Genomic DNA, 23,983 nt, shown 5'->3' with positions numbered 1-23,983 from the left:
TCAGTCCTCGGCCTGGAAGCCGGTCGCCTCCACGATCGGCTTCCAGGCGGCGCGTTCCAGCTGGATGCGGCGGCGGCCCTCCTGGCCGGGGCGCGCCACCACTTCCAGGCCCAGCGCTTCCAGCTTGGCCGCAGTGGCGGCGTTGGCCGAGGCGGCGAGGAACATCTTTTCCACCTGCGCCACCACGTCAGGCTGCGTGCCAGCGGGCACGAACACGCCGTACCAGCTGGTGGCGTGGTCATACTGGCTGAAGCCCTGTTCCTTCATGGTGGGCACTTCGGGCAGCGCCTTGGCGCGGCGCGTGCCGCTCACCCCAAGGAAGCGCAGCTTGCCGCCCTTGTACAGCGGCATCATGCTGGCCACGGCATCCCAGCCGATCGACACATTGCCGCTGACCACATCCACCAGCATCGGCGACGCGCCGCGATACGCCGCGGGCGTGATGGCGATGCCTTCGGCCTTGCCCAGCGCCACCGTGCCCAGGTGGCCGGCGCTGCCGATGGTGGCCAGGCCCAGGCTGGCGCCGCCCGGGTTGCGCCTGGCCCAGCTCACGTATTCCTTCATGTTCTGGTAAGGCTGCTGCACGCCGGTCGCGACCGCGGTCGGCACATCGGTCAGCACCGCCGCGGGCACAAGGTCCTTGTCGGCGTCGTAAGACAGCTTCTTGTAGGTCAGCGGAAAGATCGTGAACAGGGGCGAGGGGCCAATGAACACGGTCTTGCCATCGGGCCTGGCGCGCTTGACGTAGTCGAGCGCAAGGCGCGCCGATGCGCCGGGGCGGTTTTCGACCACCACCGTGCCGTGGCCGTCCTGGCGCAGCTGCTCGGCATACAGGCGCGCCAGGCTGTCGGCGGCGCCGCCGGGGGCGTAGCCGACGATGATATGCATCGGCTCGGCATCGGCCGCGCTAACCGGAGCGGTCATGGCGAAGGTGGCGGCAGCGACGGCGGTCATGGCCAGCAGCCGGCGCGTCAATCGGATTTGATCAGTCATGGCAGTCAGGGAACGATGTTGAGAGGGTGTCAGGGCAGGGTGGGCCACTGGCCCGTGAGGTCATGGATCGATTCATACAAGGCCGCCGCACGCAGCAGCGGCGCGTCGCCGCGGAAGCGCCCGACCAGCTGCAGCCCGATCGGCAGCCCGTCGCCGCCAAAGCCGCAGGGCAGGCTGATGGCCGGATGCCCGGTCATGTTGAACGGCATGGTCCACGGGAACCAGTTCGCGCGCACATCGGGATAGTCCTGGCCGTCGATTTCGATCTGGCCGAACAGGTCTTGCTCCAGCGGCAGCGCGGTGCGTGTGATGGTGGGCATGGCGAGCAGGTCGGCGCGTCCCAGCAGCGCCTGCACGCGCAGGAACAGTTGCGAGCGCTCGAACATCGCCTGCTGGTATTCCACTGCGGTGAATGCGGCGGCGGATTCTACCTGGCGCACGAAGGTCGGGCTCAGCGCCTCGCGGTGCTGGGCCAGGATCGGCGCAAAGCGCGTGCGCCATACGGTGTGGTTGATGGCACGCCAGACGGGCTCGACGTCGAACCCCTCGCCGCCGAACGGCTCCAGTTCGGCGCCCAGCGCGCGCAGCTTGTCCAGGCTGGCCTCGAACGCGCGCGCCACGTCCGCCGACACCGGACGGCCCGGCGGCGCCAGGCAATACAGGATGCGCCGGCCACGCAGGTCGCCCTGCGGCTGCGCTGCGGCCACGTAGTCGGCGGCGGGTACGCCGATCGACCACGGGTCGCACGGGTGTTCGCCGGCCATGGCCTGCAGCATCAGGCCGGTGTCGGCCACCGTGCGCGTGGTCGGCGTCACGTAGGTCTGGTTGCCGAACAGGTCCTGCGCCTGGCTGTGCGGAATCACCCCCTGGCTCTGCTTGATGCCTACCACGCCATTGCAGGCGGCGGGAATGCGCGTGGAGCCGCCGCCATCGGTCGCCACCGCCAGCGGCGCGATGCCGCTGGCCACTGCCACCGCGGCGCCGCCGCTGGAGCCGCCACTGGTGCGCTCGGCGTGCCAGGCATTGCGGGTGCGCCCGAACAGCGGCGAATCGGTCAGGCATTTGGAGCCGAATTCCGGCGTGGTGGTCTTGCCGACCAGGATCGCGCCCTGCGCGCGCAACCGCGCCACCGCCACGGCGTCGTCGGCCGGCACGTTGTCGCGCATCGGCACGGCGCCAAAGGTAGTGCGCACGCCGCGCGTGTTGACGATGTCCTTGGCGGTGAACGGAATGCCGTGCAACGGAGGCAGCGGCCGGCCGGACATCACTGCCGCTTCCGCCGCGCGCGCCGCGGCCATGGCCTCGTCCGCGCACAGCGTGATAAAGCAGTTCAGCACCGGCTGCAGCCGCTCGGCGCGCGCCAGCACCGCAGCGGTCAGTTCCACCGGCGAGATTTCCTTGCGCCGGATGCGCTGCTGCAGTTCGGCGGCGCTGGCAAGACAAAGCGCTTCGCTCATTGGACGGGCGTCTCCTGAAGATGGCCGCGCGTGCCGGTATCGGCGCGCGCAGGCGTGATGGCGATAAGCCAGGGCCTGTTCACATATAAAACGTTTTATATGTGAACAGGCCCTGGAACAGCCATCTTACAACCGGCCCGCACGCGGGGACTATCGCCGCCAGGTGCCATCGGCGAGGAAGCGTTCGGCAAGCTCCGGGATGCACTGCGCCACCGTGCGCGCAGCCTGCGTGAACGGACGCAGGCTGCTGGCCGCCAGCACCACCGACTGGCGCATGGCGCGCTCGCCCAGCGGCAGGGCATCCATCAGGCCGCTGGCCAGTTCTTCCGCCACGGCGTGGTAAGGCAGCACGCTGAAGGCCATGTGATCGGCCATGATCCGCTTGATCACGGCGGAGGAGCCGGCCTGCATCACCACCGCCAGGCTGAATTTCTGCCGCGTGGCGAGGTCGTCGAGGAGCGTGCGGATGGCATTGGGCGGCACCGGCAGCACCAGTGGGAAACGCGCCAGCTGCCGCGTGGCCAGCGGACCTGGCCCGATGCCCAGCTCGCGGCACCGTTCGGCCAGCCGCTCGCGGTGCCCGACCAGCATCAGCGGGGTCTCGAACAGGCGCCGGTAGCTGTTGCGCCCGGCGGCGCGGTAGCGGTTGACCACGCCGAGATCGATCTCGCCCTGCGACAGGCGCGTTTCGATATCGCCGCTATATCCCTCCACGATGCGCAGACGCACACCGGGATAGCGCGTGCCGATCTCGGCCAGCAGTGCACTGGACAGCGCCGGCGACACCGCTGGCACCAGGCCGATGGTGACCACGCCGCTGACATGGCCGGCGTGGCCGCGCGCGGTGTCCAGCAGCTCGGTCGCGCCGTCCAGCAGCGGCACGGCCTGCGCCAGCAACTGGCCGGCGAGCGAAGTCAGCGCCACGCCGCGCCCGTTGCGATAAAAGAGGGCGCCACCGATCAGGCGCTCCAGCGCCGCGACTTGCCGGCTGACCACCGACTGCGCCAGCCCCAGCCGTGCCGCGGCGCTGGTGACGCTGCCGGTGCGGGCCACCTCCACAAAGATGCCAAGTGCCTTCAGGGTAAGTTCGTCTTGCATGTTGCAGCGTTTTCGAGGTCAGCCTGGATTTGCTGTTAGTGGAATTCTGCTATGCATTGTAGACATTGATCGATGCCATCGGAGGCGTCTATCGTCCCCTCTACGCCATGGCCGTGCCCGATGGCCAGACCAAAAGGAGACATGCAGCATGCCAATCCACGCCGAACATCATCCGCTTATCTCACTGGAAGCCCCGGAAGCCGACATGCTGGCGCGGGTCCAGGCCCTGGTCCGGGAGCAGATCGGGCCGCAGGCCGAGCAGGTCGGGCGCGAGGACGTTTTTGCCTGGGACACGTTCCGGCTGCTGGCGGCCGAGGGCGTCATCGCCACCGCCTTTCCGCGCAGCCTGGGCGGCACCGGGGCTTCGATGCTGCTGCGCGTGCGCATCATCGAGGAACTGGCGCGGGCATGCAGCACGGCCGCGTCGCTGGTCACCGGCACGGACCTGTCGTCGCGGCCGATCGTCGCCGGTGGCTCGGATGCGCTGTGCAGTGCCGTGGTACCGAAACTGGCATCGGGCGAGTTGCAGGCGGCCTTTGCGCTGTCCGAGCCGGGTGCCGGGTCGGACCTGGCCGGGCTGCAGGCCACGGTCCGACGCGATGGCGGCCACTATGTACTGAACGGCACCAAGAAGTTCATCACCCGCGCGGGCGTGGCCGACATGTACGTGGTGGTGGCGCGCCTGGCGGACGGCCCGGCCGGCAGCAAGGGGCTGAGCGCCTTCCTGGTGCCGCGCGCCAGCGCCGGGATCTCGGTGTCGCCGACCATCCCCAAGATGGGCTGGAACGGTGTGCCGATCGCCGAGGTGTATTTCGATGAGGTAGCCGTGCCGGTCGGGAACCGCCTGGGCGAAGAAGGGCAGGGGATGGCGCTGGCGCAGGATACGCTGGTGCGGGCGCGCATCGGGCACGCCGCCATCGCGCTGGGCCGCATGAGCGGGGCGCTGCAGATCGCGGCCCAGTACGCGGATGTGCGGCAGGTATTCGGGCGCACGGAGGGAGAGCACCAGGGCATCCAGTGGATGCTGGCGGACATGGGCGCACGCATCGAGGCCGCCCGCTGCCTGGTCTATGCCTGCGCGCAGCGCTACGACCGGCAGGATCCCGATACCTCGATCCATGCCTCGATCGCCAAGATGCACAGCACTGACCTGTGCATGAAGGTGGTGGTGGACTGCCTGCAATTGCTCGGCGGCAACGGCTACCTGAAGGCCTATCCGCTGGAGCGCTTCATGCGCGACGCCAAGATGAACCAGATCGGCGAGGGGACCAGCGAGGTGCACAAGAACCTGATCGGGCGCTACCTGATGAAGACCGCGGCGGCAATGCCATGCCACCCGTGCCTGGACCTGGCACCCGACCTGTTCGGAGCCGCATGATGACGCACACGCCTGAGCAAGCGCGGCAGCAGGACGCCGGCCATGATCCGCTCACCAATCCCCTGTGCCGGCGGCTGGGCATCCGCTGGCCCGTGTATGGGCTGGCACACAGCATCGAAGTGGCCGCCGCCATCTCCAATGCGGGCGGGCTTGGGGTCTACGCGGCCGCGCGCGACGGCCCCGACGAACTGGCCGGCAAGCTGCGCGACCTGTGCCGCCTGTGCCCGGATCGCCCGGTCGGCGTGGACCTGCTGTTGCCCACCGCCTTGCCGGGCGCGGTGGATGCGGACACCGTCGCCGCGGCGGTGCCCGAAGGGCACAAGGCATTCATCGACACCCTGTTTACGCGCTTCGCGGTGCCGCCAGCCACGCAGGGCAACTTCTTCTCGCAGTATGTCCGCTCGCAGGCGCTCTTCGAAGAGCAGGTCGAGGCCGTGGCGCAGAGCGACATCGAAGTCTTTGCCGCCGGCGTGGGGACGCCGGCCGGCACGCTGGCGCGCGTGCGCAAGGCCGGCAGGACCACTATGGCGCTGGTCGGCTCGGCGCGGCATGCGCACAAGGCCATCGAGGCCGGCGTCGATATCCTGGTGGCACAGGGCTATGACGCCGGGGGCCATACCGGCCCGATCGGCACCTTCACCCTGGTGCCGCAGATCATTGCCGCGGCGCAGGGGCGGCCGGTGCTGGCCGCCGGCGGGGTCGGCACCGGAGCGCAGATTGCCGCGGCGCTGGCAATGGGTGCGCAAGGCGCATGGCTGGGCACGCTGTGGCTGGGCACCAGCGAGCAACAGCTGGCCGGCCCGCTGGCCGACAAGCTGATCGCCGCCGGCAGCGAAGACACCGTCATCACGCGCGCACATAGCGGCAAGCCTTGCCGCGTGGTGCGCAGCGCCTTCTCGGACGCGTGGGAGGAACCGGGCGCGCCTGCCCCGCTGGAGATGCCATACCAGCAGGCGCTCACCGGGCGGCTGCTGGCAGCCGTTGAACAGCATGCCGTGGCGCCGCTGATGTACGAAGCAGCCGGCCAGAGCGTGGCCTGGGTCCGCCAGGTCGAACCGGTGGCAACCGTGATGCACCGCCTGGTGCAGCAGACGCGCGAGGCACTGGCGGCGCTGCGGCCTTACCTGGAGGCCCGCAGCGCCTGACGTCCCGCAGACCCTCAAACGGCAAAGACCGTGACACGCATGGAGACCCGCATGAACCGCAGACAATTCACCATTTCGACAATGCAGGCGGCACTGGGACTGTCCGTGCCGGCATGGCTGCCAGCCGCGGCGCGCGCGTCCGCGCCGCCCCCGCCGGCTGGCTACCCGGGCCGCGTGGTGCACGCCGTGGTGCCATATCCGGCCGGCGGCGTGGTCGATATCACCATCCGCACCGCCACGGACCGCATGTCGCTGGCCATGCCGCAGCGCATCCTGGTGGAAAACCGGCCAGGCGCCGATGGCAAGATCGGCGTTGAGGCCGTGTCGCGGGCCGAGCCGGACGGCTACACCTTGCTGGCGGCCACGCCGGTACTGTCGGTGAGCGAGAGCCTGTATTCGCAGACATCGATCCGGGTCAGGGACTTCCGTGCCATCGGCGCCGTGGCCGCGGTGCCGGCCATATTCGTGGTGGCGGACTCGGTGCCTGCCAGGACGCTGGCGGAGTTTGTCGCCTGGGCCCGCGAACGGCCCGGCCGCATCAACGTGCCCAATCCCGGCACCGGCAGCTCCATCCACCTGGGGCAGGAGCTGTTCTTCGAGGCCACCGGCATCAAGGCCGTCAATATCGGCTACAAGGGGCAGCCGCCGTCCGTTCCGGACCTGGGCCAGGGGCAGCTGCATTTCGCGCTGTTGTCGCAGTCGATTGCCTTGCCGCTGATCAAGGCCGGGCGCGTGCGCGCGCTGGCCGCCAACGCCGGGCAGCGCACCCAGTCGCTGCCCGAGGTGCCAACCATTGCCGAGGCCGGCTACCCCGGCGTGCTGGTGCGCTCCTGGTATGGCCTGGCGGCGCCGGCGCGCACCCCGGACAAGGTGATCGCCTACCTGAGCGGGGTGCTGCAGCAGGCCATGGGAACGGCCGACGTGCGCACCAAGCTGGCCGGACTCGATGCGGAGATCCTGGCGCTAGACGCGCCGGCCTTCGACCGGCTGATCGCGGCGGAGCAGGTCCGCTGGGCCGCGCTGATCAAGGCCCGCAATATCCAGGCAAGTGCCTAGTGTCTCGCGGCGCGTCACAACTCAGGGACGCGCCGGGGATGCCAGGTACGCCTGAAGGCCGTCTGCCGGCAAGGCGCGTGAAAACAGCCACCCCTGGCCGAACTGCGCACCGCGCTCGCGCAGGAAGCGCGCCTGCTCCTCATGCTCGATGCCCTCGGCCACGACCTCGAAGCCCAGCGCCTCGGCCATGGCGATGATGTGCGGCGCCACCGAGCTGGAAGCCGCCTCGCGGCCGATGGTGTCGATGAACGACTTGTCGATTTTCAGCACATCGACCTTGAACACCTGCAGGTAAGACAGGCTGGAGTAGCCGGTGCCGAAGTCGTCGATGTAGATCGGGTGCCCGGCATCGCGGAAGGCCTGGATCACTTCGAGCGCGGTCTCGGCGTGCAGGAAGCTGCGTTCGGTGATCTCGATGCGGATCTGCCGGGGCGCGATCCCGGTGCCCCTCAGGCGCGCGGTAAGTACGTCGAGAAAACGCGGCGAGCTGACGTCATCCGCGCAAACATTGATCGACACATAGAAGCCGGGCCTGGCGCGCAGCAGCGGACCCAGTTCGGCGATGGTGCGGTCGAGCACGAGGTCGGTGATCTGCGGCATCAGCCCGGCCTGCTCGGCCAGCGTGATCAGCAGGTCGGGCGGCACCGGCTGGCCGTCGCGCTTCCAGCGCAGCAGTGCCTCCGCGCCCACGCAGCGGCCGTCGTGCAGCGCGACGATCGGCTGGTAATGCACCTCCAGCCGGCGGCGGCGCACGGCATTGCGCAGCGCGCCCTCCATGGTCACGCGGCGCGACATGGCGCGAAACACCAGCGCGGCCAGCAGCACGCCGATCGCCAGCCCGGCCACGACGAAGGAGCCTACCAGCATTGGCCAGGTGGCCAGCAGCGCGGTGGGCGGCGCCAGAACCACGGCCGCGAACGGAATCCGGGTGGAACGGCGCACGGAACTGCCGGGATTGTCGAGTTCGTCGGCGCCGTTGGCGTTGCGCCGGTATTCCCGCTCCATCTGCGCCACGTCGGAGCCGGTGGTGGTGGCGATGAAGACGCCCGTGGCGGTATTGACTGCACCGATGTGCCGGCCATCGAGCTCAACGATGTCGACGAATGACTTGGGGTCGATCGATACGTAGTGGCCGTGGCGCCCTACCAGCATGGCGGGGCCGGGCGCGCCAAACGGGTTGTCGAGGTCGAACCAGTATTCAAAGCCCTGGGTGTCGCGCCAGTCTGGCTCTGGCAATGTCATATGCCGCCGGAAGACGTCGCCCAGCAGTGCCGAGCACAAGCGGTAATTGCCGGCATAGCGCCCGGCATCGCGCAGGTGGTGGAAGGTGAAGGTGATTCGCCTCAGGCTGGCCAGGTTGCCGTCTGAGCAAGGCGCGTCGGGCAGGTCTTCCATTTCATGCAGCGCGCCGGTGGCGTCTGCCATGACCATCCCCATGCGGGCGACGGCAGCATTGGCAAGCATCTGCAGTTCCGCCACCTCGCGCCGTGCGACCTCCTCTTCGGCCACGCGCATGCTGGCCGCAATCGGCAACACGGCCGCGGCAAACGCCAGTATCACTGCCATCGCAAGGAACAAAGGCCGCTTCATTGTTGTCCTGTCAGCCATGCGTTGTCGAAGGGTACTACGCGCCGTCGCTGCTGCGCAGCATGCGCCATCGTCGCGCGCATTCAGATTCTTTTTGCAAAGCGATGAATTTTTTCGTGCGCCGCGCAATAAGGCAAGCATGACTTGCGCAATGCCGGCAGAATCCGGAAAGTAGGGGGCACGAATGCCCGCATAGAGGACTTGGCCCATGACCACCGCCCCATTTGCAAGACAATTACCATCGGCCCGGCTTGCCGCCCGGCGCGTCGGCGGCCGGCACGCGCCGGCCGTGCCCCCGGGCAACGGCTGAGGGGGGCGCATGGCGCTGGTGCTGCTGATCGCGCTGCCCCTGCTGGCCGCGGCGCTGACGTGGTTGATCGGCATGCGCGCCGCGCGCATGCTGGCGCCTGTCGTCATCGGCTTGCCGCTGGCCGCGCTGGTGCTGCTGCTGAGCCTGCGCGGCGCGGTCTTCGAGCAGCCGGGGCATGCGCTGGGCTGGCGCGTGGCGTGGCTGCCGCAGCTCGGGCTGGACCTGTCGCTGCGGCTGGACGGCCTGTCGTACCTGTTTGCGCTGCTGGTGCTCGGCGTGGGCCTGCTGGTGATCCTGTACGCGCGCTACTACCTCGCGCGCAATGAATCCGCGGTGCGCTTCTTCTGCCTGCTGCTGCTGTTCATGGCGGCCATGCTGGGCGTGGTGCTGGCAGGCAACCTGCTGCTGCTGGTGGTGTTCTGGGAGCTGACCAGCATCCTGTCGTTCCTGCTGATCGGCTTCTGGTCATGGCGCACCGATGCGCGCCAGGGCGCGCGCATGGCGCTGGCGGTCACGGGCGGCGGCGGGCTGGCGCTGCTGGCCGGGGTGCTGCTGCTGGGCCATATCTGCGGCAGCTTCGAGCTGTCCGTGGTGCTGGCGCAGGCCGGCAAGGTGCAGCACCACCCGCTGTACCTGCCGATGCTGGTGCTGGTCCTGCTGGCGGTCTTCACCAAGTCAGCGCAGTTCCCGTTCAGCTTCTGGCTGCCGCATGCCATGGCCGCGCCCACGCCGGTCTCGGCCTACCTGCACTCGGCCACCATGGTCAAGGCCGGCGTGTTCCTGCTGGCGCGGCTCTATCCGGTGCTGGACGGCACCAACGGCTGGTTCTACCTGGTCAGCATGACGGGGCTGGCCACGCTCATCGTGGGCGCCGGCCTGGCGCTGCTGCAGCGGGACCTGAAAGGGCTGCTGGCTTATTCCACCATCAGCCACCTGGGCCTGATCACGCTGCTGTTCGGGCTCGATACCCAGCTCAGCACGGTGGCGGCCATCTTCCATATCATCAACCACGCGGTGTTCAAGGCGTCGCTGTTCATGGCGGCAGGCATCATCGACCATGAAACCGGCACGCGCGACCTGGACCGCCTGCACGGGCTGGCGCGCTACATGCCGCACACCGCGGTGCTGGCCATCGTGGCATCGCTGTCGATGGCGGGGGTGCCGTTGTTCAATGGCTTCCTCAGCAAGGAAATGTTCTTCGGCGAGACCCTGGCGCAGGGCCTGCTGGGCGACTTCAACTGGGTGATCCCGACCGCGGCGACGCTGGCGGGGGCGCTGACGATGGCCTATTCGCTGCGCTTTATCTACGGGGTGTTCTTCGGCGCCCGGCAGCCCGACGTGCCCAACTACCCGCCGCACGAGCCGCCGCGCTTCATGAAGGTGCCGGTGGAGTTCCTGGTGGTGATCTGCCTGGTGGTCGGACTGGTGCCGGCCTATACCGTGGGCGACCTGCTGGCGGCGGCTTCGCTGGCCACGCTGCGCGCGCCCCTGCCGGAGTACAGCCTGAACCTGTGGCACGGGGTCAACCTGCCGCTGCTGATGAGCCTGGTGTCGATGGCCGGCGGCGCGGCGCTGTTCTTCCTGCGCCGCGACGCGCTGCGGCGCCTGCAGCAGGCGATCGACCACCTGAGCGCGCGCCAGTCGTTCGAGCATGGCATGCATGCGCTGGAACGCTTTGCCGCGGCCGTCACGCGCTGGCTCGAGAACGGCTCGCTGCAGACCTATGTCGCCTGGATGCTGCTGGCGCTGCTGGCCGTGCCGGCATACTTCCTGGCCGACCTGGAATGGCTCGGCGGCAGCGTGCCGGCGGGCGCCATCGACCTGATCGGGGCCGCCACGCTGGCGCTGCTCGGGCTGTTCGGGGTAGGCGTGGTGGTGACGCACCGCCAGCGGCTGCTCGCGCTGGTGCTGCTGGGCGGCTGCGGGTTGATGGTGTCGATGGCGTTCCTGCGGTTCTCCGCGCCGGACCTGGCGCTGACGCAGATCTCGGTTGAGGTGGTGACGATCCTGGTGCTGGTGCTGGCGCTGTTCTACCTGCCGCGCGACACGCCGGAGCACGCCGGGGCTGCGCGCCGCGGGCGGGATGCGGTGCTGGCGCTCGGCGGCGGCACTTTGCTGGCAGTGGCGGCCTACGCGGTGATGACACGGCCTTATGACCCGGTGTCTGCCTTCTACATCGACCAGTCCGTGCCCGGCGGCGGCGGGCACAACGTGGTCAACGTGCTGCTGGTGGATTTCCGGGGCTTCGACACCATGGGCGAGATCTGCGTGCTGCTGATCGCAGGGCTGGCGGTGCAGGCGCTGCTCAAGGGCATGCGGCTGGACACGCCGTCGGCAGCGCCCGATGGCCTGCCGTGGAGCAGCCAGGCGCATCCGCTGCTGCTGGCCATGCTGGCGCGGCTGATGCTGCCGCTGACGCTGCTGGTGGCGGTCTTTATCCTGCTGCGCGGGCACAACCTGCCGGGCGGCGGCTTTGTCGCGGCGCTGATCACATCGGTGGCGCTGCTGCTGCAGTACGTTGCCAGCGGCGTGCGCTGGACCGAAGCGCGCATTGCGCCGGACTATCGCGCTATTGCCGGCGGGGGCATCCTGCTGGCGGGCCTGACCGGACTGGGCAGCCTGGCCTTCGGCTATCCGTTCCTGACCACTGCCTTCGGGCATTTCCACATACCGGGCATCGGCGAGGTGGAACTGGCCACGGCGATGCTCTTTGACCTGGGAGTCTTCTGCACCGTGACCGGAACCACGCTGGTGATCGTATCGCACCTGGGCGTGCGCAACCTGCCGCCGGCACAGGCCGCGGAGGACGCCTGATGGCCGCGCTCTACGCCATCACCGTCGGCATCCTGGCCGCGGGCGGCATCTACCTGCTGCTGCGCGAGCGCGTCTTCACCGTGGTGCTGGGGCTGACGCTGCTGTCGTATGCGGTCAGCCTGTTCCTGCTGGGCATGGGCCGCCTGTCGATCGGGCGGCCGCCGGTGATCGTGGCGGGCGCCAGCTATGCCGATCCGCTGCCCCAGGCGCTGGTGCTGACCGCGATCGTGATCGCGTTCGGCATGACGGCGTTCGCGGTGGTGCTGGCGCTGCGCTCGCTGGGGCTTACCGGCAGCGACCACGTCGACGCCGCCGGCCAGCCCGAGGGGCGCGCCGCCGATGGCGGTAAGCAGGGGCCGCGGCCATGAACCACGCCGTGCTGCTGCCCATCCTGATCCCCATGTTTGCCGGTGCGCTGCTGACCGCGATGCCGGCCCAGCGGCTGCGCGCGCAGCGCATCGTCTGCGCCGTGGCCACGCTGATGCTGGCACCAGTGGCGGTGCACCTGCTGCGCCAGGCGGCTGGCGGCGAGATTGCGGTCTATGCGGTGGGCAACTGGTCCGCCCCGTTCGGCATCGTGCTGCAACTGGACCGCACCGGCGCGATGATGCTAGCCCTGACCGTGGTGCTGGCCGTGGCAGCGCTGGCGGCGGCGGGAGAGGGCACGGCCCGGCAGGGCCGGCATTTCCATGCGCTGTTCCAGTTCCAGGTGATGGGCCTGAACGGCGCCTTCCTGGCGGGCGACCTGTTCAACCTGTTCGTCTTCTTCGAGATCCTGCTGATCGCGTCCTATGCCCTGCTGGTGCATGGGGCAGGGCGGGCGCGGGTCGGCGCCGGGCTGCACTACGTGATCCTGAACCTGGTGGCGTCGTCGTTCTTCCTGGTGGCGGTCGGCGTGCTGTACGGGCTGTCGGGCACGCTGAACATGGCGCACCTGGGCCTGCGCCTGGCCGGCCTGCCGGCCCAGGACCTGCCGCTGGCGGTGGCCGCCGGCGCCATGCTGATGCTGGTCTTTGCGCTGAAGGCGGCGTTGTTTCCGCTGTATTTCTGGCTGCCGCGCGCCTACGCCAGCGCCACCGGCCCGGTCGCGGCGCTGTTTGCCATCATGACCAAGGTCGGCATCTACGCGATGCTGCGTTGCGATGCGCTGATCTTCGGCGGCCCGCAGGGGCTGTTGGGGCCGTTCCTGCATGACTGGGTGTTCGTGCTGGCGCTGGTCACGCTGGCGGTCGGCGCACTGGGCGCGGTCGCCGCCGGCACGCTGCGCGCGATGACCAGCTACCTGGTGGTGGCATCGGTCGGATTGCTGGCCGCCTGCGTATCGATGCAGACGCAAGCCGGCTGGGCCGCGGCGATGTTCTACCTGCTCAGCACCACGCTGTGCACCGCCGCGCTGTTCCTGCTGGCCGACGCGCTGGAGCCGGAGCCTGGGCGCGAGGACGGGGCCCCGGTCAGTGCCTCGCGGCTGGCCGGGCTGCTGTACCTGGTGGGCGTGGTGGCAGCGGTGGGGCTGCCGCCGCTGTCGGGCTTCCTCGGCAAGGCCATTGTGCTGCGCGCGACCCCGCCGCCGTGGGTGCCTGCGCTGTGGTCCGCGGTGCTGGTGTCGGGCCTGCTGCTGCTGATTGCCGTGTCCCGCACCGGCACGCGGCTGCTGTGGCGGCTGCCGCATGAGGCGGAGCGCGTGCCGGAAGGGGATGAATACCTCGACGAAGACCATCCCGGCGCGGCACGCGTGCGCGTGCGGCCCGACGCGCGCAAGCTGGCCTGCTGCGCACTGCTGCTGGCGGGCAATGTCGCGCTGACGGTATGCGCGCGGCCGGTCAGCGACTATGTGGCCGACGCGGCGGCGCAGTTGCTGGACCGCGCCGCCTATCTCCGGGCAGTGCTGCCCGGGCAGCCGGGGTAGGCCATGCTGCAGCGCCTGCTTCCCCATCCCTGGCTGAGCCTGATCCTGATGATCATGTGGCTGCTGCTGACCAACAGCCTGGCCCCCGGGCACTGGCTGCTGGGGGCACTGCTGGGCTGGGCCATCGGCCGGCTGGCCGACCGCTGGCTGGTGCTGGGCGCCTTCCGCTTGTCGCGGCCGGACCTGATCCTGCGGCTCAGCATCCATGTGCTGTTCGATATCGTGAAAGCCAACGTGGAAGTGGCCATCATGGTGCTGGGCCCCACCGCGCGCCTGCGCCCCGCCTTTATCGTGGTGCCGCTCGATGTCGAGCACGAACTCGCCACCACCGCACTGATCAGCATCGTCTCGCTCAGCCCCGGCACGCTGTGCGCAGAACTGAGCGACGACCGCCGCGCCTTGCTCGTGCACGTGCTGGATCTGGAGGAAGAAGCCGCGCTGGTCGAGCTGATCAAGTCGCGCTATGAAACCCCGCTCAAGGAGATCTTCCAATGCTTGCCATCGTGATACCGGTCTGCCTGGTGATCCTGGGCCTGGCCTTCCTGCTGACCCTGGCGCGGCTGCTGCGCGGACCCAGCCTGCCGGACCGCATCGTGGCGCTGGACACGCTGAATATCAACGCCATCGCGCTGATCGTGGTGCTAGGCATCAGCCTGGATTCGGCACTGTTCTTCGAGGCCGCGCTGCTGATCGCGGTGATGGGCTTCGTCGGCACCGTGGCGCTGTCCAAGTACCTGCAGCGCGGCGACATCATCGAATACTAGGGAATGTCAGATGCTGCATCCTGTTGCGGAATTTATTGTGTGCGCGCTGCTGCTGGTGGGCAGCGTGTTCATGCTGGTCGGGGCGATCGGGCTGTTCCGGCTGCCGGACTTCTTCATGCGGCTGCATGGGCCGACCAAGTCGACCACGCTGGGCGTGGGCGGGGTGGTGCTGGCCTCGGTGGCGTACTTCAGCTTCCGGGGCGATGCCAGCCTGCATGAACTGCTGGTGACCGCCTTCCTGTTCCTGACCGCGCCGATCAGTGCCCACATGCTGGCCAAGGCCGCGCTGCAGCGCCAGCTGCCGGTGGATCCGCGCACGCGCGGCAGCGGCTGGATGCCGCGCATCCGCGATTAGGAATGGCCGCCACGGTTTACTTTCGCTCCAATGTGTCCTACACCCAGTCAGGCGATGCCGGCATCTTCCACGCCAGGGCAGGGGGTTTCATGGACTTGCAACACTCGGACAAAGTCTTCGCGGGCGCGATTCCGGAAGTCTATGAGGCCCTGATGGTGCCGATGATCTTTGCGCCATACGCTGCCGACATGGCTGCCCGCATCGCCGCGCTGCAGCCGCGCCGGGTGCTGGAACTGGCCGCCGGCACCGGCGTGCTGACCCGGGAAATCGCCGGGCGGCTGCCGGCCGATACCCTGATCGTTGCCACCGACCTCAACGCGCCGATGCTGGCGCGGGCGGAGCAGGCCGGCACCAGCCGTCCGGTGCACTGGCGCGAGGCCGACGCCATGGCGCTGCCGTTCGCTGATGGCAGCTTCGACATGGTCGCCTGCCAGTTTGGCGTGATGTTCTTCCCCGACAAGGGCCGCGCCTTCGCCGAAGCCCGCCGTGTGCTGGTGCCGGGCGGCACGCTGATCTTCAATGTCTGGGACCAGCTGGAGTTCAACGCATTTGCCCGCGATGTCACCGCGGCGCTCGCCACGCTGTTTCCCGACTCACCGCCCGAGTTCATGGCCCGCGTTCCGCATGGCTACCACAGCCAGTCCGCCATCGAGCAGGACCTGTGCCTGGGCGGCTTCCAGTCATCCCCGGTCTTTGAAACCGTCGCGGCAACCAGCCGCGCCAGCGCCGCCCGCATCCCGGCGGTCGCATTCTGCCAGGGCACGCCGTTGCGCGCCGACCTTGAGCGGCGCGGGCCGGATGCGCTCGGCCGGGCAACCGACCACTGCGAACAGGCACTCCTGAAGGCTTACGGCGCGGGTCCACTGGCTGTGCCGATGCAGGCGCACGTGGTGATGGTAACGGCGCCCGCCGGGTAAACCTGCCTCGGCAGTTCGTCGCGGCGCCACCTGGGCAGTGGCCTGGCTGCAGCGGCTGGCTGCAGCGGCTGGCTTGAGACAGCACGGATCGTCGGCTACCATCAGCGCGGCGCGGTCCGGATTCCCTGGCGCGCACTGTCGGACGTTGACTACGATGCCCCTTGTACGCGTGCTCGCGATCGGTCTGTCCCTGGCTTCGCTGTCGGGATGCGATTTCCTGCGCGGCTATGCTGAAGGCGAATCCGCGGTCATGCGGGACTTCCGGGCCGGGGATCGTGCCGATGACCTCGGGGCGGCGCGCTTTGTCTTCGATGACTTCGGCGGCCTGAGCACCGATACCCTTGAGACCAATGCACTGCCGTGGAAGCTGGCGACGACGGCGCTGCTGCTGGCCGGCGGCCCCGGCGTTCCGGTCACCCAGGATGCCTTGCGCCGGGCCCTGCGCGAGTTCGGCTTCATCTATCCCGATGCGGTCCGCAACTGGCCGCGCCAGCAACAGCCCAGGTTCGACAAGCCCCTGGGCGTGGTCAGCGGAATGATCGGCCGGGACCTACCGAAGATCCGCCTGGAAGTGTCCAACCTGGGATGCGCATCGTGCCATGCGGGCATCACCTACGGCAAGGACGGGCGTCCCACCAACGATGTCTGGCTGGGCCTGCCGAATACCTCCCTCAACCTCGACGCCTTCGTCGCCGCGGTCTATCAGGCGGTGAAGCGGGTGAAATCCGATCCGGAAAAGCTCCTCTCGGCCATCCACCAGCTTTACCCCGAAACCAGCAAGGAGGAACTGGATACCATCCGGAAATTCGTCTGGCCGCGGCTGGTAAAACGGGTGGCGGAACTCGAAGCCAGCGGTGACGAGCCGCTGCCGTTCAGCAACGGCGCGGCCGGCAGCACCAATGGGGTCGCGGCACTCAAGTTCCAGTTTCATCTGCTCTCGGCGGGCACGGCCGCCAGTGGTTCCACCTCGATTCCGGAACTGGGCTACCGCAGCCTGCGCTCATCGCTGCTCTACGACGGCGTCTATACCAGCAATGGCACGCCGCGCTTTGCGCCGGTGGCACCCGGTGCCGCCAGCGATGCCGGGAGGCTGGCGCATATCGTGGCCTTCTTTACCGTGCCGACCATGGGCATGCCACCGGATCGCGCCGGCCGCGCGATTCCGCAGGTGGAAGACGTCATGCGGTTCATGGCGGGCTACACCCCGCCGCCGTTTCCGGGGCCGGTTGACCGCCCCCGCGCCGCGCGCGGCCGCGCCGTCTTTGATGCCAACTGCGCGCAGTGCCATGGCAGCTACAGCCAGGACCCAGAGCGCCCGCGCCTTGTCAGCTTCCCCAACCGGCTGGTGGCACAGGCGGATATCGGTACTGACCCGACACGCTGGCAAGCGATCGATCCCGGCCTGCTGCAAGCCATCTCGCGCTCCGAGCTGGGCAAGCATATCGACGCGGCAAACACCGGGGGCTATGTCGCGCCCATCCTCTCCGGCGTGTGGGCGACGGCACCGTACCTTCACAACGGCTCCGTGCCCACGCTCTGGCATCTCATGCATCCGCAGGCGCGGCCCAGGCGCTTCTGGGTCGGCGGTCATGCACTGGACTACGGCAAGCTGGGCATCGCCGGCAGGCTTGATGCCGACGGTACCTGGGCCTATCCGGCCAGCTACCAGCCGTGGTCGAAACCCGTGCTCTACGACACGGCGACCGCGGGGCGCGACAACCGCGGCCATGAACGGGCGTTCTCGGCCCTTGCCGAAAGCGACAAGGATGCGCTGCTGGAATTCCTGAAGCTGCTTTAGCCTTGTGGGTTGTCCCGGGTCATGACTGAATGGCTCACGATGCCCCCTTCGGCAGCTTGACCCGGATGAAGGCACGGCAGTAGCATCAGTTCAGCGCAACCAGGATGGAGCGCAGGCGATGATTGTCGATCTCTCTCATGTGTTCCACGACGGGATGCCTGGCGTCCTCTTCAAGCGCGAAACCGGCGAAGCGGTCGAGCTGACCGCGCATATCCGGCCGTTCATGACACATGCGCAATCAGGCTGGCACTACGAGGGCAAAGCCTCGTTCGAGATTTCCGAGGTGGCGTTCCAGACATCGGTCGGCACCAAGCTGGATGCACCCCGTCACCGCTTCGAAGGCGCGGAAGACATTGCTGCCCTCGATCTCAGCCGGCTGGTGCTTGACGGCGTGGTCATCGATGCCCGCCACGCAACCCCCGGGCAACAACTGGCGTGGAATGACCTGCAGTTTCCCGAGCATCTCGCAGGCCGGGCCGTGCTGGTGAATTTCGACTGGGACCGCCATTGGGGGACGGAGATCTATCGATCGCACCCGTTTATCTCACGCGACGTGATCAGTCGGCTCTGCGATGCGGGCATTGCCTTGTTCGGGGTGGACTGCGCCAACGTCGACTCGACCCAGGATCCGGAACGCCCGGCGCACACCCGGTTGCTGGGACGAGGCATCCTGATCGTCGAGAACCTCACCGGACTGTCGCGCTTGCATGGCGTGCCGTTTCGCTTCTTTTCTATCCCGCTGAAGGCGCGGGACGCGGCGGCTTTCCCTGTCCGCGCCTTCGCCGAGGTGCGCGAACACGCATAGCCAGGGCCGGGCCCTGGGTAAGGGCCGCAACCCCGCAAGCGTCGTTGGCTCAGGATGCCTGCATCAGCTCCGCGGTGGGAAGTCTTGCGCTCCGGGGGATGCCGCGGACCGGCACAGGCCCAAAGCGCATGATGTTCACGAGCCGATTCCCCCGCGGCAAGCGCTGGCTTTCGGCAAGCATGGCGGCATGGCCAGGTGAATCGGCCAGCGCCGACATCGGCACGCCGGCAAAGCCCCTGGCAGTCATGGCCAGCCAGAACCGGTACCAGCGGCGCCCGATGTCAAAGCTCGTGACCTCGGGTGCGGCATGGATCAGGACGATCCGCGCCGCGCTTTTCACTTTTGCGCTTTCCGATGTCAGCAGGCCGCTTAGCGAAAGCGCCGAGAGCAGCCGGAGCACACGAGGTCTCAGCGCAATCGACGCGCCCCAGGCTTCCCACCGCGACAGTGCCATGCATTCGGCCGAAAGCCCGTCGCGCGGCCAGCCTGGATCGTGCGGTGACAAGCGCAGCCAGTGGCAGAGCTCCTCGGCAAACCGTGGGTCATTCAATCCCGCAGCCGCGGCGTCGTCATACCATCTGGCGATTTGCGCCGTGCTGTTCTCGCTGGCCAGCGTGACGAACTCCGCGTGGGCTGCAGCGCATTCGCCCAACGACTTGATCTGTGCCGGGGTCGCACGGAGAAACTTGCCTCGATAGGCGCGGCGCGCGTCCACGAAGGCGGCTAGGGGATCCGGGCCCGCACCTGATGTGATCAGGCCGGATGCGGCCGCGCGCAAGCCCGGGGTAGCGGGCGGGTAGGGCAGGCCGGAGACCGCAGGCTGCGTGAGCCCCAACCCGAGCGTCGACAACGCCATGGCCATGCCTTCCCAGGCCATGCCCAGGGCGATCTGGTTGTCCCGCCCGGTGGGGTCGCCCACGGACAGCCATCGCGCAGGCTCTTCAAACAGTTCAACCTTGTCGCCGGCAAAGCGCCAGCGCGCGGGCTGGATATTGTGCGCGCTGGGAGCGCGGCCAGCCTGGGCAACCAGGGTGAGATGCTGATCGAGCGTGAGCATGTCGCTAGATGGCCTTTTTGAAGAGATGCAGCCGATGCAGTGGCCTGGCGCACATCTTCTCCATTTGCTTCTGGCTGGCGCCATTCGAATCCGACACCCAGCTGATGCCCAGGTGCGAGTACCCGGCACCGCGCATCGCCGTGAGCAGATGGTGCAGCATGACGCCGTTGACGCCGCGGCTGTGGTAGTCCCTGCGCACGGAAAAGAAGATGATCGCCGCACGCTTGCGGCTGGCGCGGAACCTGATCAGATGCCAGAGCGTGGACAGCTTCAGGCGGAAGCCGGTGGCGCGCAGAAACGGGTTGAGATCCGGCACGCACAGCAGCACCCCGATCGGCTCCCCGTTGAAATAAGCGGTACAGGACAGCCGCTCGTCGATGATCCACATCATGCCGGCGCAGGGAAACAGGAATTCCTCCGCCGTCAGCGGCACGAACATCGGGTTGCCGGAGAAACCATCGTTCAGGACAGCGCATGCCTCCAGCAGGCGCCGGTCAAAGCCGCGCCGCCGGATCGGCTTGAATTGCCAGGCGGGATCATCCAGCAGCGCGCGTTGCTTGTTGCCGATCAACTGCTGCGGATCGTAGCTGCGCACGTCGAGCTCGAACGTGCGCATCGGAAAGAACGGCTCGAAGCCGCATGCCTGGAGCAGCCTGGCAATATGCGGCGGTGTGTATTCCTGGTAGGTGTATGGCGGATGCTCGAAGCCCTCGGTGACGATGCCGATCATCTGCGTGATCGTCAGGTTGAAGCTGCCAGCCAGTTCGTCACAGCCGTTGCGCTTCACCCAGGCCGCCGCCGCGTCGAGCAGCGCTTGCGCGACCTCCACGTCATCGACGCAGTCGAACATGCCGAAGCAGCCGCGCTTCTGGCCGTATTGATGATTGGATGCATCGTGGATATGGGCCAGGATACGGCCCACGATCCGTCCGTCCCGATGGGCGGTGAACCAGGTGCGGCGCGCAAACTGCCGGAACAGCGGGTTCTTCGCCGGGTCCAGTGCGCGCGCAAGATCCCCCTTCATCGGCGAGACAAAATGGGTATCACGGCCATAGCAGGCGAAGGGCGCCTCAAAGAACGCGTCGAAATCGCCTTCACGCAGCACGGTTGTCATGCGGCCTCCCGCTGCCCGAGATGGCGCGCCAGCCGCAGGATCACCGCCGCGCGCAGCTCGCCGATCGCCGCGTTGGCGCCTTGCGGCAGGTTCAGCAGCACCACCTGCGCGGGCTGGCGCGCGATCAGCAGGGCATGGGTCATTTCATGGCGCTCGAGCAGGTCTACCAGCTGTTCCGCGGCCTCGACCCCATCGCCTTCCCGGATCCTGGCCCAGGCCCTGGCGTCGCCGATCGAGACGGGCTCACGCCGCCTTCCTGCCAGGTCGAACAACGCGTCCAGCGCGTAGCCCGCAAGCTCCGCGTTGCCGAGCACCACATGGTCGGTGGTCTGCGGCAGGCGCCTGAGCGAATGCAGGAAACCCTCTGGCGTATCCAGCCGGGCGTGGAGCAGCCAGCGCAGGAACGCGTTGCCTTCACCGGCCAGCGAAACGGCGCGAATGCGGACAAAGATCGCAGTCAGCAGCACCCACGCGATGGCAACCGGCATGCCGCGCAGGCCGGCCTCGGCAAAGCCCGGGCCGGGCCCGCGCGAAGCCAGCGCCATCACGCTGGCCAGCACGACGGCGAAGAGCAGGGCCGCTGCGATATGCACCAGCAGCCCGCGCACGACCCGCTGCGATTCCGACAGGTTCAGGAACACATAGACAAATGCCAGCGCCCCGAGCGCCCCCAGGCGAACCGGCACATGGCCGAGCTCCTCGCGGAAGTCGGTGGCCGCGAGCGGGACGGCCAGGGCCACGACCACCACTACCGCCCGGGCCAGGCGTTCCTCGTTGTCGGACAGTTCGGCATCGCGCAGCCACAGCAGGAACCAGCCATTGCTTGCGGTCACCACGGCGAAGCAGCCAAGGAACATCAGCAGCAGCGGCGTATTGCCCGGCAGATCAGTAAAGAGATTGATGACGAAGAACACCACCGACACGCCCAGCGCCAGCAGTTTCAGCCACAACGGGTGGTGGCGCCGCACCAGGTGCTCGGCAAACAGGGTCATGGCAATGGGCAGCAGGGTTGCCGCCGCAAACACCAGCTGAGCCAGCACCGTGCCGCCAAGCAGCCAGGAAAAGCCCCGCACTGCCAGCAGCGCCGTCAGCACCCCGAACAGAAACAGGCCCGTGCCGGCCCCGGCCTCGCGCCGGGACCAAAGGAAATGCAGGCAGAGCCCACAGCCCACCGCGCCGAGCCAGGTAACGGCCACATCGCTTGCCAGGGCGTCAATCACGCGTCAACCCTCATCTCGCATCAACCTCGCCATGAAGCGCCGTACCAGCGCGCGCACCGCCCATGCCGTCAGCGCATTGCGCGGCGTCTCGACACGCATGGTCCAGGGATTGAAGAAATAGCCGCGCACACCGGCCAGCCGCGGCCGGCCGAGCACCAGCTTGATCGCCTCGAACGCCATCAGGTTGCCGGTGGTGATCACCATCGGCGCAAACGACATGCGCTTGCGCTTGCCGGTCAGCAGGTCCTTGGCGATGCCGAGCTCCACATGCCGGACCGAACTCGAGTGGACCATCACGTATTCCAGTTCCTTGCCCAGGCATTCCTGCCTGAGCTCCGGCGTCAGGGACTTCCAGTCCATGCCGGCCGTGGGATAGGAAAGACGCTCCTCGGGCCGGGGATCTTGCGGACGGACAACCGTGACGGAGGGCAGGGGAGCGGTATAGGCGTCGATGACGGTCGCACCATGCTCCCGCGCCTTGCGATAGAGCGCGAGGCCCGCGGCCATGTCATCCATGCCGTTGACCACGATCTTGTAACGGCCCAGCAGGTCATCGAGCCTGTCGGTCCACTCGGCGCCGAAGGTCTCGATGGCAAGTTCCGGGTTGATGCGCCGGATCTGCGCCACGGTGGCCTCGACCTTGTTCACGCCAACGGTATCCAGGCTGGCAAACACCTGGCGGTTCAGGTTCGACACGTCGAACGCATCGAAGTCCGCCAGCGCAAAGCCGCCAATGCCCACCCGTGCCAGCGCCTGCAGGCAGGCGCCGCCCATGCCGCCGACGCCACAGATCAGCACCCGTGCATTGCGCAATTGCTGCTGTTCCGCCTCGGTCACGAAACCGATGTTGCGGGTCGTGAATTCCTCGTAGGAGAAGGGTGGAATCATTGACTCTTCCTGGCGCGCAGGTCTCCCAGCGGCTCGCGCGGATTCAGCCAGTGGAACAATGGCAGGACGATCCGACCGACAGCCAGGAACGCAATCTGATAAAGGATGGCGGGCAACGAGTCCCGAGGCACTTCCCGCAACAGGTATTTCCGCGCGCTGGCCAGGTCCAGGCAGGCGACCTGCAGGAAATCGTCGCCGCGCTGGTAATCGAGTTCCCGCCGGCAGAGTTCGTTGGCGCGCTCGTCCCGATGCTTCGGCGCCTGCTCGAACGTCTTCTTGAGATTGTCCGAGCCGCCGGTATAGGCATCGGTAATCACGAACCGCGCCTCGTCAAATCCCGCCGCCCCGTCAACGCCAAAGACATGCCGATGCGATTTCATGATCTCGCGGGCCACGCTCAGGTGTTCAAAGCTGCGCCGCGACGGCTCAAAGGGATTGGGATAGGCCGTGACAAAGACCTCGGCGACCTTGCCGATAATGGCCGGCACCTGGGTCACATTGCTGATCCAGATCGGGCGCAGGCCGCGGCGGAAGAAAAGCAGGATGCAGGTCAGCCCGTACAGCACCCAGGACAGTCCTTGCGTGCGATAGCCCGGATCGACCATCACCAGCCCAAGGTGAATCGCCTCGACCGGACGGCCCTTGACCTCGATCGGCATGACCGACAGCGCATTGAACGCAATCGGCCGGCCGCTGTCCCGGTCATAAAGCAGCGTGATCACGGCCCGCCGCAGCCTTTCAGGGTCGCCGGAAAGCACCCCGTAATCGAGATCCTTGCCGATTCCCCGCTGCACGATGCCGCGCATCTCGGCCAGCATGGCTTCAAGCTGCCGGGCATCCATCCACAAGCCAGGCCGTTCGACGACGCGGATCCGGACGGACCGGCTGGCCTTCAGGCTCAGGTCCAGGTAGCGCAGCCGCTGTCGAAAACGCCCGATGAATTTGAACATGCAGGTTTGGCTGATGCCTTGTTCTTGTGTGCCGGCCTGAAAGGCAAGTGTGGCTTGGAGCATATAACAGCCGGTCTGTGGTGTCACGGGCGTAGCCACCGGAAGAAAGCCGGCAGCAGGTCAGTTTTGGCAAGGGTATGACATGCTGTTTGGCCAAGTATGCCAATACTAATTGGCCCATATCTCGATACTCGCATAATGTATATTATGTTAAATTGTGATTCGATCGTTAGCGATGGCCTGGGTGGCAGTTTCAGGGTCTTCTGCCTTAGCGGCCCGATGGAGCGAAACTCTATGTGTCCACAATGCGCATTCGGATCAAAGGTTACTGCATGAGCCAAATGCCATAATTTGTTCAGTAAACTAGTCGA

The 23,983-nt window shown here is 67.6% G+C and carries 21 protein-coding genes; 12 read left to right on the top strand and 9 right to left on the bottom strand.

Features of this window, described 5'->3' with window-relative positions; all coding sequences use genetic code 11:
• From AC3WON_RS20350 to AC3WON_RS20340, 3 genes are all read right to left on the bottom strand, one after another.
• The gene (locus AC3WON_RS20350; protein WP_492317939.1) at positions 1 to 954 is read right to left on the bottom strand and encodes a Bug family tripartite tricarboxylate transporter substrate binding protein; all 954 of its coding nucleotides are present in this window, start codon (positions 952 to 954) and stop codon (positions 1 to 3) included.
• A gap of 68 nt (positions 955 to 1,022) precedes the next feature.
• Positions 1,023 to 2,450, bottom strand: a complete 1,428-nt coding sequence (locus tag AC3WON_RS20345) for an amidase (RefSeq protein ID WP_492352607.1) — start codon at positions 2,448 to 2,450, stop codon at positions 1,023 to 1,025.
• A gap of 150 nt (positions 2,451 to 2,600) precedes the next feature.
• Positions 2,601 to 3,548 (bottom strand): LysR family transcriptional regulator, encoded by a 948-nt coding sequence (locus tag AC3WON_RS20340; protein WP_492352606.1) that lies wholly within the window; start codon positions 3,546 to 3,548, stop codon positions 2,601 to 2,603.
• Positions 3,549 to 3,696: 148 nt separating this feature from the next.
• On the opposite strand from AC3WON_RS20340, the gene AC3WON_RS20335 reads away from it, so the two are divergent.
• From AC3WON_RS20335 to AC3WON_RS20325, 3 genes are read left to right on the top strand one after another with little or no spacing between them, the layout of a single operon-like run.
• On the top strand, positions 3,697 to 4,926 hold the full coding sequence (locus tag AC3WON_RS20335; RefSeq protein WP_492352605.1) for an acyl-CoA dehydrogenase family protein: 1,230 nt from the start codon (positions 3,697 to 3,699) through the stop codon (positions 4,924 to 4,926).
• Complete coding sequence (locus tag AC3WON_RS20330) at positions 4,923 to 6,071, top strand: NAD(P)H-dependent flavin oxidoreductase (protein ID WP_492352604.1); 1,149 nt, start codon at positions 4,923 to 4,925, stop codon at positions 6,069 to 6,071. Before AC3WON_RS20335 ends, AC3WON_RS20330 begins: the two co-directional genes overlap by 4 nt.
• A gap of 51 nt (positions 6,072 to 6,122) precedes the next feature.
• Complete coding sequence (locus AC3WON_RS20325; RefSeq protein ID WP_492317741.1) at positions 6,123 to 7,127, top strand: Bug family tripartite tricarboxylate transporter substrate binding protein; 1,005 nt, start codon at positions 6,123 to 6,125, stop codon at positions 7,125 to 7,127.
• Positions 7,128 to 7,148: 21 nt separating this feature from the next.
• Here the strand turns inward: AC3WON_RS20325 and AC3WON_RS20320 are convergent, their stop codons facing one another.
• The gene (locus AC3WON_RS20320; RefSeq protein WP_492352603.1) at positions 7,149 to 8,717 is read right to left on the bottom strand and encodes an EAL domain-containing protein; all 1,569 of its coding nucleotides are present in this window, start codon (positions 8,715 to 8,717) and stop codon (positions 7,149 to 7,151) included.
• Positions 8,718 to 9,033: 316 nt separating this feature from the next.
• Here AC3WON_RS20320 and AC3WON_RS20315 point away from each other — a divergent pair, with 316 nt between their 5' ends.
• The 9 genes from AC3WON_RS20315 to AC3WON_RS20275 all read left to right on the top strand — a co-directional run bounded on the left by AC3WON_RS20315 (position 9,034) and on the right by AC3WON_RS20275 (position 18,383).
• Positions 9,034 to 11,838, top strand: a complete 2,805-nt coding sequence (locus AC3WON_RS20315; RefSeq protein WP_492352602.1) for a monovalent cation/H+ antiporter subunit A — start codon at positions 9,034 to 9,036, stop codon at positions 11,836 to 11,838.
• The gene (locus tag AC3WON_RS20310) at positions 11,838 to 12,206 is read left to right on the top strand and encodes a Na+/H+ antiporter subunit C (protein ID WP_492317738.1); all 369 of its coding nucleotides are present in this window, start codon (positions 11,838 to 11,840) and stop codon (positions 12,204 to 12,206) included. Before AC3WON_RS20315 ends, AC3WON_RS20310 begins: the two co-directional genes overlap by 1 nt.
• Positions 12,203 to 13,744 carry a monovalent cation/H+ antiporter subunit D gene (locus tag AC3WON_RS20305; protein ID WP_492352601.1) on the top strand — a complete coding sequence of 514 codons (1,542 nt, stop codon included), beginning with the start codon at positions 12,203 to 12,205 and terminating at the stop codon, positions 13,742 to 13,744. The genes AC3WON_RS20310 and AC3WON_RS20305 overlap by 4 nt, the downstream gene beginning before the upstream one ends.
• Positions 13,745 to 13,747: 3 nt before the next feature.
• Positions 13,748 to 14,251 (top strand): Na+/H+ antiporter subunit E, encoded by a 504-nt coding sequence (locus tag AC3WON_RS20300; RefSeq protein WP_010812079.1) that lies wholly within the window; start codon positions 13,748 to 13,750, stop codon positions 14,249 to 14,251.
• A complete protein-coding gene (locus AC3WON_RS20295; protein WP_013956829.1) occupies positions 14,236 to 14,508 on the top strand; it encodes a K+/H+ antiporter subunit F in 273 nt (90 codons plus the stop codon). The genes AC3WON_RS20300 and AC3WON_RS20295 overlap by 16 nt, the downstream gene beginning before the upstream one ends.
• A 10-nt stretch (positions 14,509 to 14,518) precedes the next feature.
• Positions 14,519 to 14,863 (top strand): Na+/H+ antiporter subunit G, encoded by a 345-nt coding sequence (locus AC3WON_RS20290; RefSeq protein ID WP_013956828.1) that lies wholly within the window; start codon positions 14,519 to 14,521, stop codon positions 14,861 to 14,863.
• Between the two features lie 89 nt (positions 14,864 to 14,952).
• Positions 14,953 to 15,780 (top strand): class I SAM-dependent methyltransferase, encoded by an 828-nt coding sequence (locus tag AC3WON_RS20285; RefSeq protein WP_492352600.1) that lies wholly within the window; start codon positions 14,953 to 14,955, stop codon positions 15,778 to 15,780.
• Between the two features lie 37 nt (positions 15,781 to 15,817).
• Positions 15,818 to 17,578, top strand: a complete 1,761-nt coding sequence (locus tag AC3WON_RS20280) for a c-type cytochrome (RefSeq protein ID WP_492352599.1) — start codon at positions 15,818 to 15,820, stop codon at positions 17,576 to 17,578.
• Between the two features lie 118 nt (positions 17,579 to 17,696).
• Positions 17,697 to 18,383, top strand: coding sequence for a cyclase family protein (locus AC3WON_RS20275; protein ID WP_492352598.1), 687 nt, complete (start codon positions 17,697 to 17,699; stop codon positions 18,381 to 18,383).
• A 49-nt stretch (positions 18,384 to 18,432) separates the two neighbouring features.
• Here the strand turns inward: AC3WON_RS20275 and AC3WON_RS20270 are convergent, their stop codons facing one another.
• Genes AC3WON_RS20270 through AC3WON_RS20250 form a run of 5 tightly spaced genes read right to left on the bottom strand, consistent with a single transcriptional unit; the run spans position 18,433 to position 23,699 of the window.
• Positions 18,433 to 19,440, bottom strand: a complete 1,008-nt coding sequence (locus AC3WON_RS20270) for a nitroreductase family protein (RefSeq protein WP_492352597.1) — start codon at positions 19,438 to 19,440, stop codon at positions 18,433 to 18,435.
• A 4-nt stretch (positions 19,441 to 19,444) separates the two neighbouring features.
• The gene (locus AC3WON_RS20265) at positions 19,445 to 20,554 is read right to left on the bottom strand and encodes a GNAT family N-acetyltransferase (RefSeq protein ID WP_492352596.1); all 1,110 of its coding nucleotides are present in this window, start codon (positions 20,552 to 20,554) and stop codon (positions 19,445 to 19,447) included.
• Positions 20,551 to 21,774, bottom strand: a complete 1,224-nt coding sequence (locus tag AC3WON_RS20260; protein ID WP_492352595.1) for a hypothetical protein — start codon at positions 21,772 to 21,774, stop codon at positions 20,551 to 20,553. Before AC3WON_RS20260 ends, AC3WON_RS20265 begins: the two co-directional genes overlap by 4 nt.
• Positions 21,775 to 21,777: 3 nt before the next feature.
• A complete protein-coding gene (locus AC3WON_RS20255) occupies positions 21,778 to 22,662 on the bottom strand; it encodes a HesA/MoeB/ThiF family protein (protein ID WP_492352594.1) in 885 nt (294 codons plus the stop codon).
• Positions 22,659 to 23,699 carry a hypothetical protein gene (locus AC3WON_RS20250; protein WP_492352593.1) on the bottom strand — a complete coding sequence of 347 codons (1,041 nt, stop codon included), beginning with the start codon at positions 23,697 to 23,699 and terminating at the stop codon, positions 22,659 to 22,661. The genes AC3WON_RS20255 and AC3WON_RS20250 overlap by 4 nt, the downstream gene beginning before the upstream one ends.
• Positions 23,700 to 23,983 lie beyond the last annotated feature (284 nt).

The sequence above is a fragment of the Cupriavidus sp. FW305-46 genome (assembly GCF_058787075.1).
Note: the sequence above shows the minus strand (reverse complement) of the source record. Positions and strands in the feature narration are given on the sequence as shown.

Coding starts and splice junctions, on each gene's coding strand:
- AC3WON_RS20350 (WP_492317939.1), bottom strand. CDS start 954: ATGACCGCCGTCGCTGCCGCCACCTTCGCCATGACCGCTCCGGTTAGC.
- AC3WON_RS20345 (WP_492352607.1), bottom strand. CDS start 2,450: ATGAGCGAAGCGCTTTGTCTTGCCAGCGCCGCCGAACTGCAGCAGCGC.
- AC3WON_RS20340 (WP_492352606.1), bottom strand. CDS start 3,548: ATGCAAGACGAACTTACCCTGAAGGCACTTGGCATCTTTGTGGAGGTG.
- AC3WON_RS20335 (WP_492352605.1), top strand. CDS start 3,697: ATGCCAATCCACGCCGAACATCATCCGCTTATCTCACTGGAAGCCCCG.
- AC3WON_RS20330 (WP_492352604.1), top strand. CDS start 4,923: ATGATGACGCACACGCCTGAGCAAGCGCGGCAGCAGGACGCCGGCCAT.
- AC3WON_RS20325 (WP_492317741.1), top strand. CDS start 6,123: ATGAACCGCAGACAATTCACCATTTCGACAATGCAGGCGGCACTGGGA.
- AC3WON_RS20320 (WP_492352603.1), bottom strand. CDS start 8,717: ATGAAGCGGCCTTTGTTCCTTGCGATGGCAGTGATACTGGCGTTTGCC.
- AC3WON_RS20315 (WP_492352602.1), top strand. CDS start 9,034: ATGGCGCTGGTGCTGCTGATCGCGCTGCCCCTGCTGGCCGCGGCGCTG.
- AC3WON_RS20310 (WP_492317738.1), top strand. CDS start 11,838: ATGGCCGCGCTCTACGCCATCACCGTCGGCATCCTGGCCGCGGGCGGC.
- AC3WON_RS20305 (WP_492352601.1), top strand. CDS start 12,203: ATGAACCACGCCGTGCTGCTGCCCATCCTGATCCCCATGTTTGCCGGT.
- AC3WON_RS20300 (WP_010812079.1), top strand. CDS start 13,748: ATGCTGCAGCGCCTGCTTCCCCATCCCTGGCTGAGCCTGATCCTGATG.
- AC3WON_RS20295 (WP_013956829.1), top strand. CDS start 14,236: ATGCTTGCCATCGTGATACCGGTCTGCCTGGTGATCCTGGGCCTGGCC.
- AC3WON_RS20290 (WP_013956828.1), top strand. CDS start 14,519: ATGCTGCATCCTGTTGCGGAATTTATTGTGTGCGCGCTGCTGCTGGTG.
- AC3WON_RS20285 (WP_492352600.1), top strand. CDS start 14,953: ATGGACTTGCAACACTCGGACAAAGTCTTCGCGGGCGCGATTCCGGAA.
- AC3WON_RS20275 (WP_492352598.1), top strand. CDS start 17,697: ATGATTGTCGATCTCTCTCATGTGTTCCACGACGGGATGCCTGGCGTC.
- AC3WON_RS20270 (WP_492352597.1), bottom strand. CDS start 19,440: ATGCTCACGCTCGATCAGCATCTCACCCTGGTTGCCCAGGCTGGCCGC.
- AC3WON_RS20265 (WP_492352596.1), bottom strand. CDS start 20,554: ATGACAACCGTGCTGCGTGAAGGCGATTTCGACGCGTTCTTTGAGGCG.
- AC3WON_RS20255 (WP_492352594.1), bottom strand. CDS start 22,662: ATGATTCCACCCTTCTCCTACGAGGAATTCACGACCCGCAACATCGGT.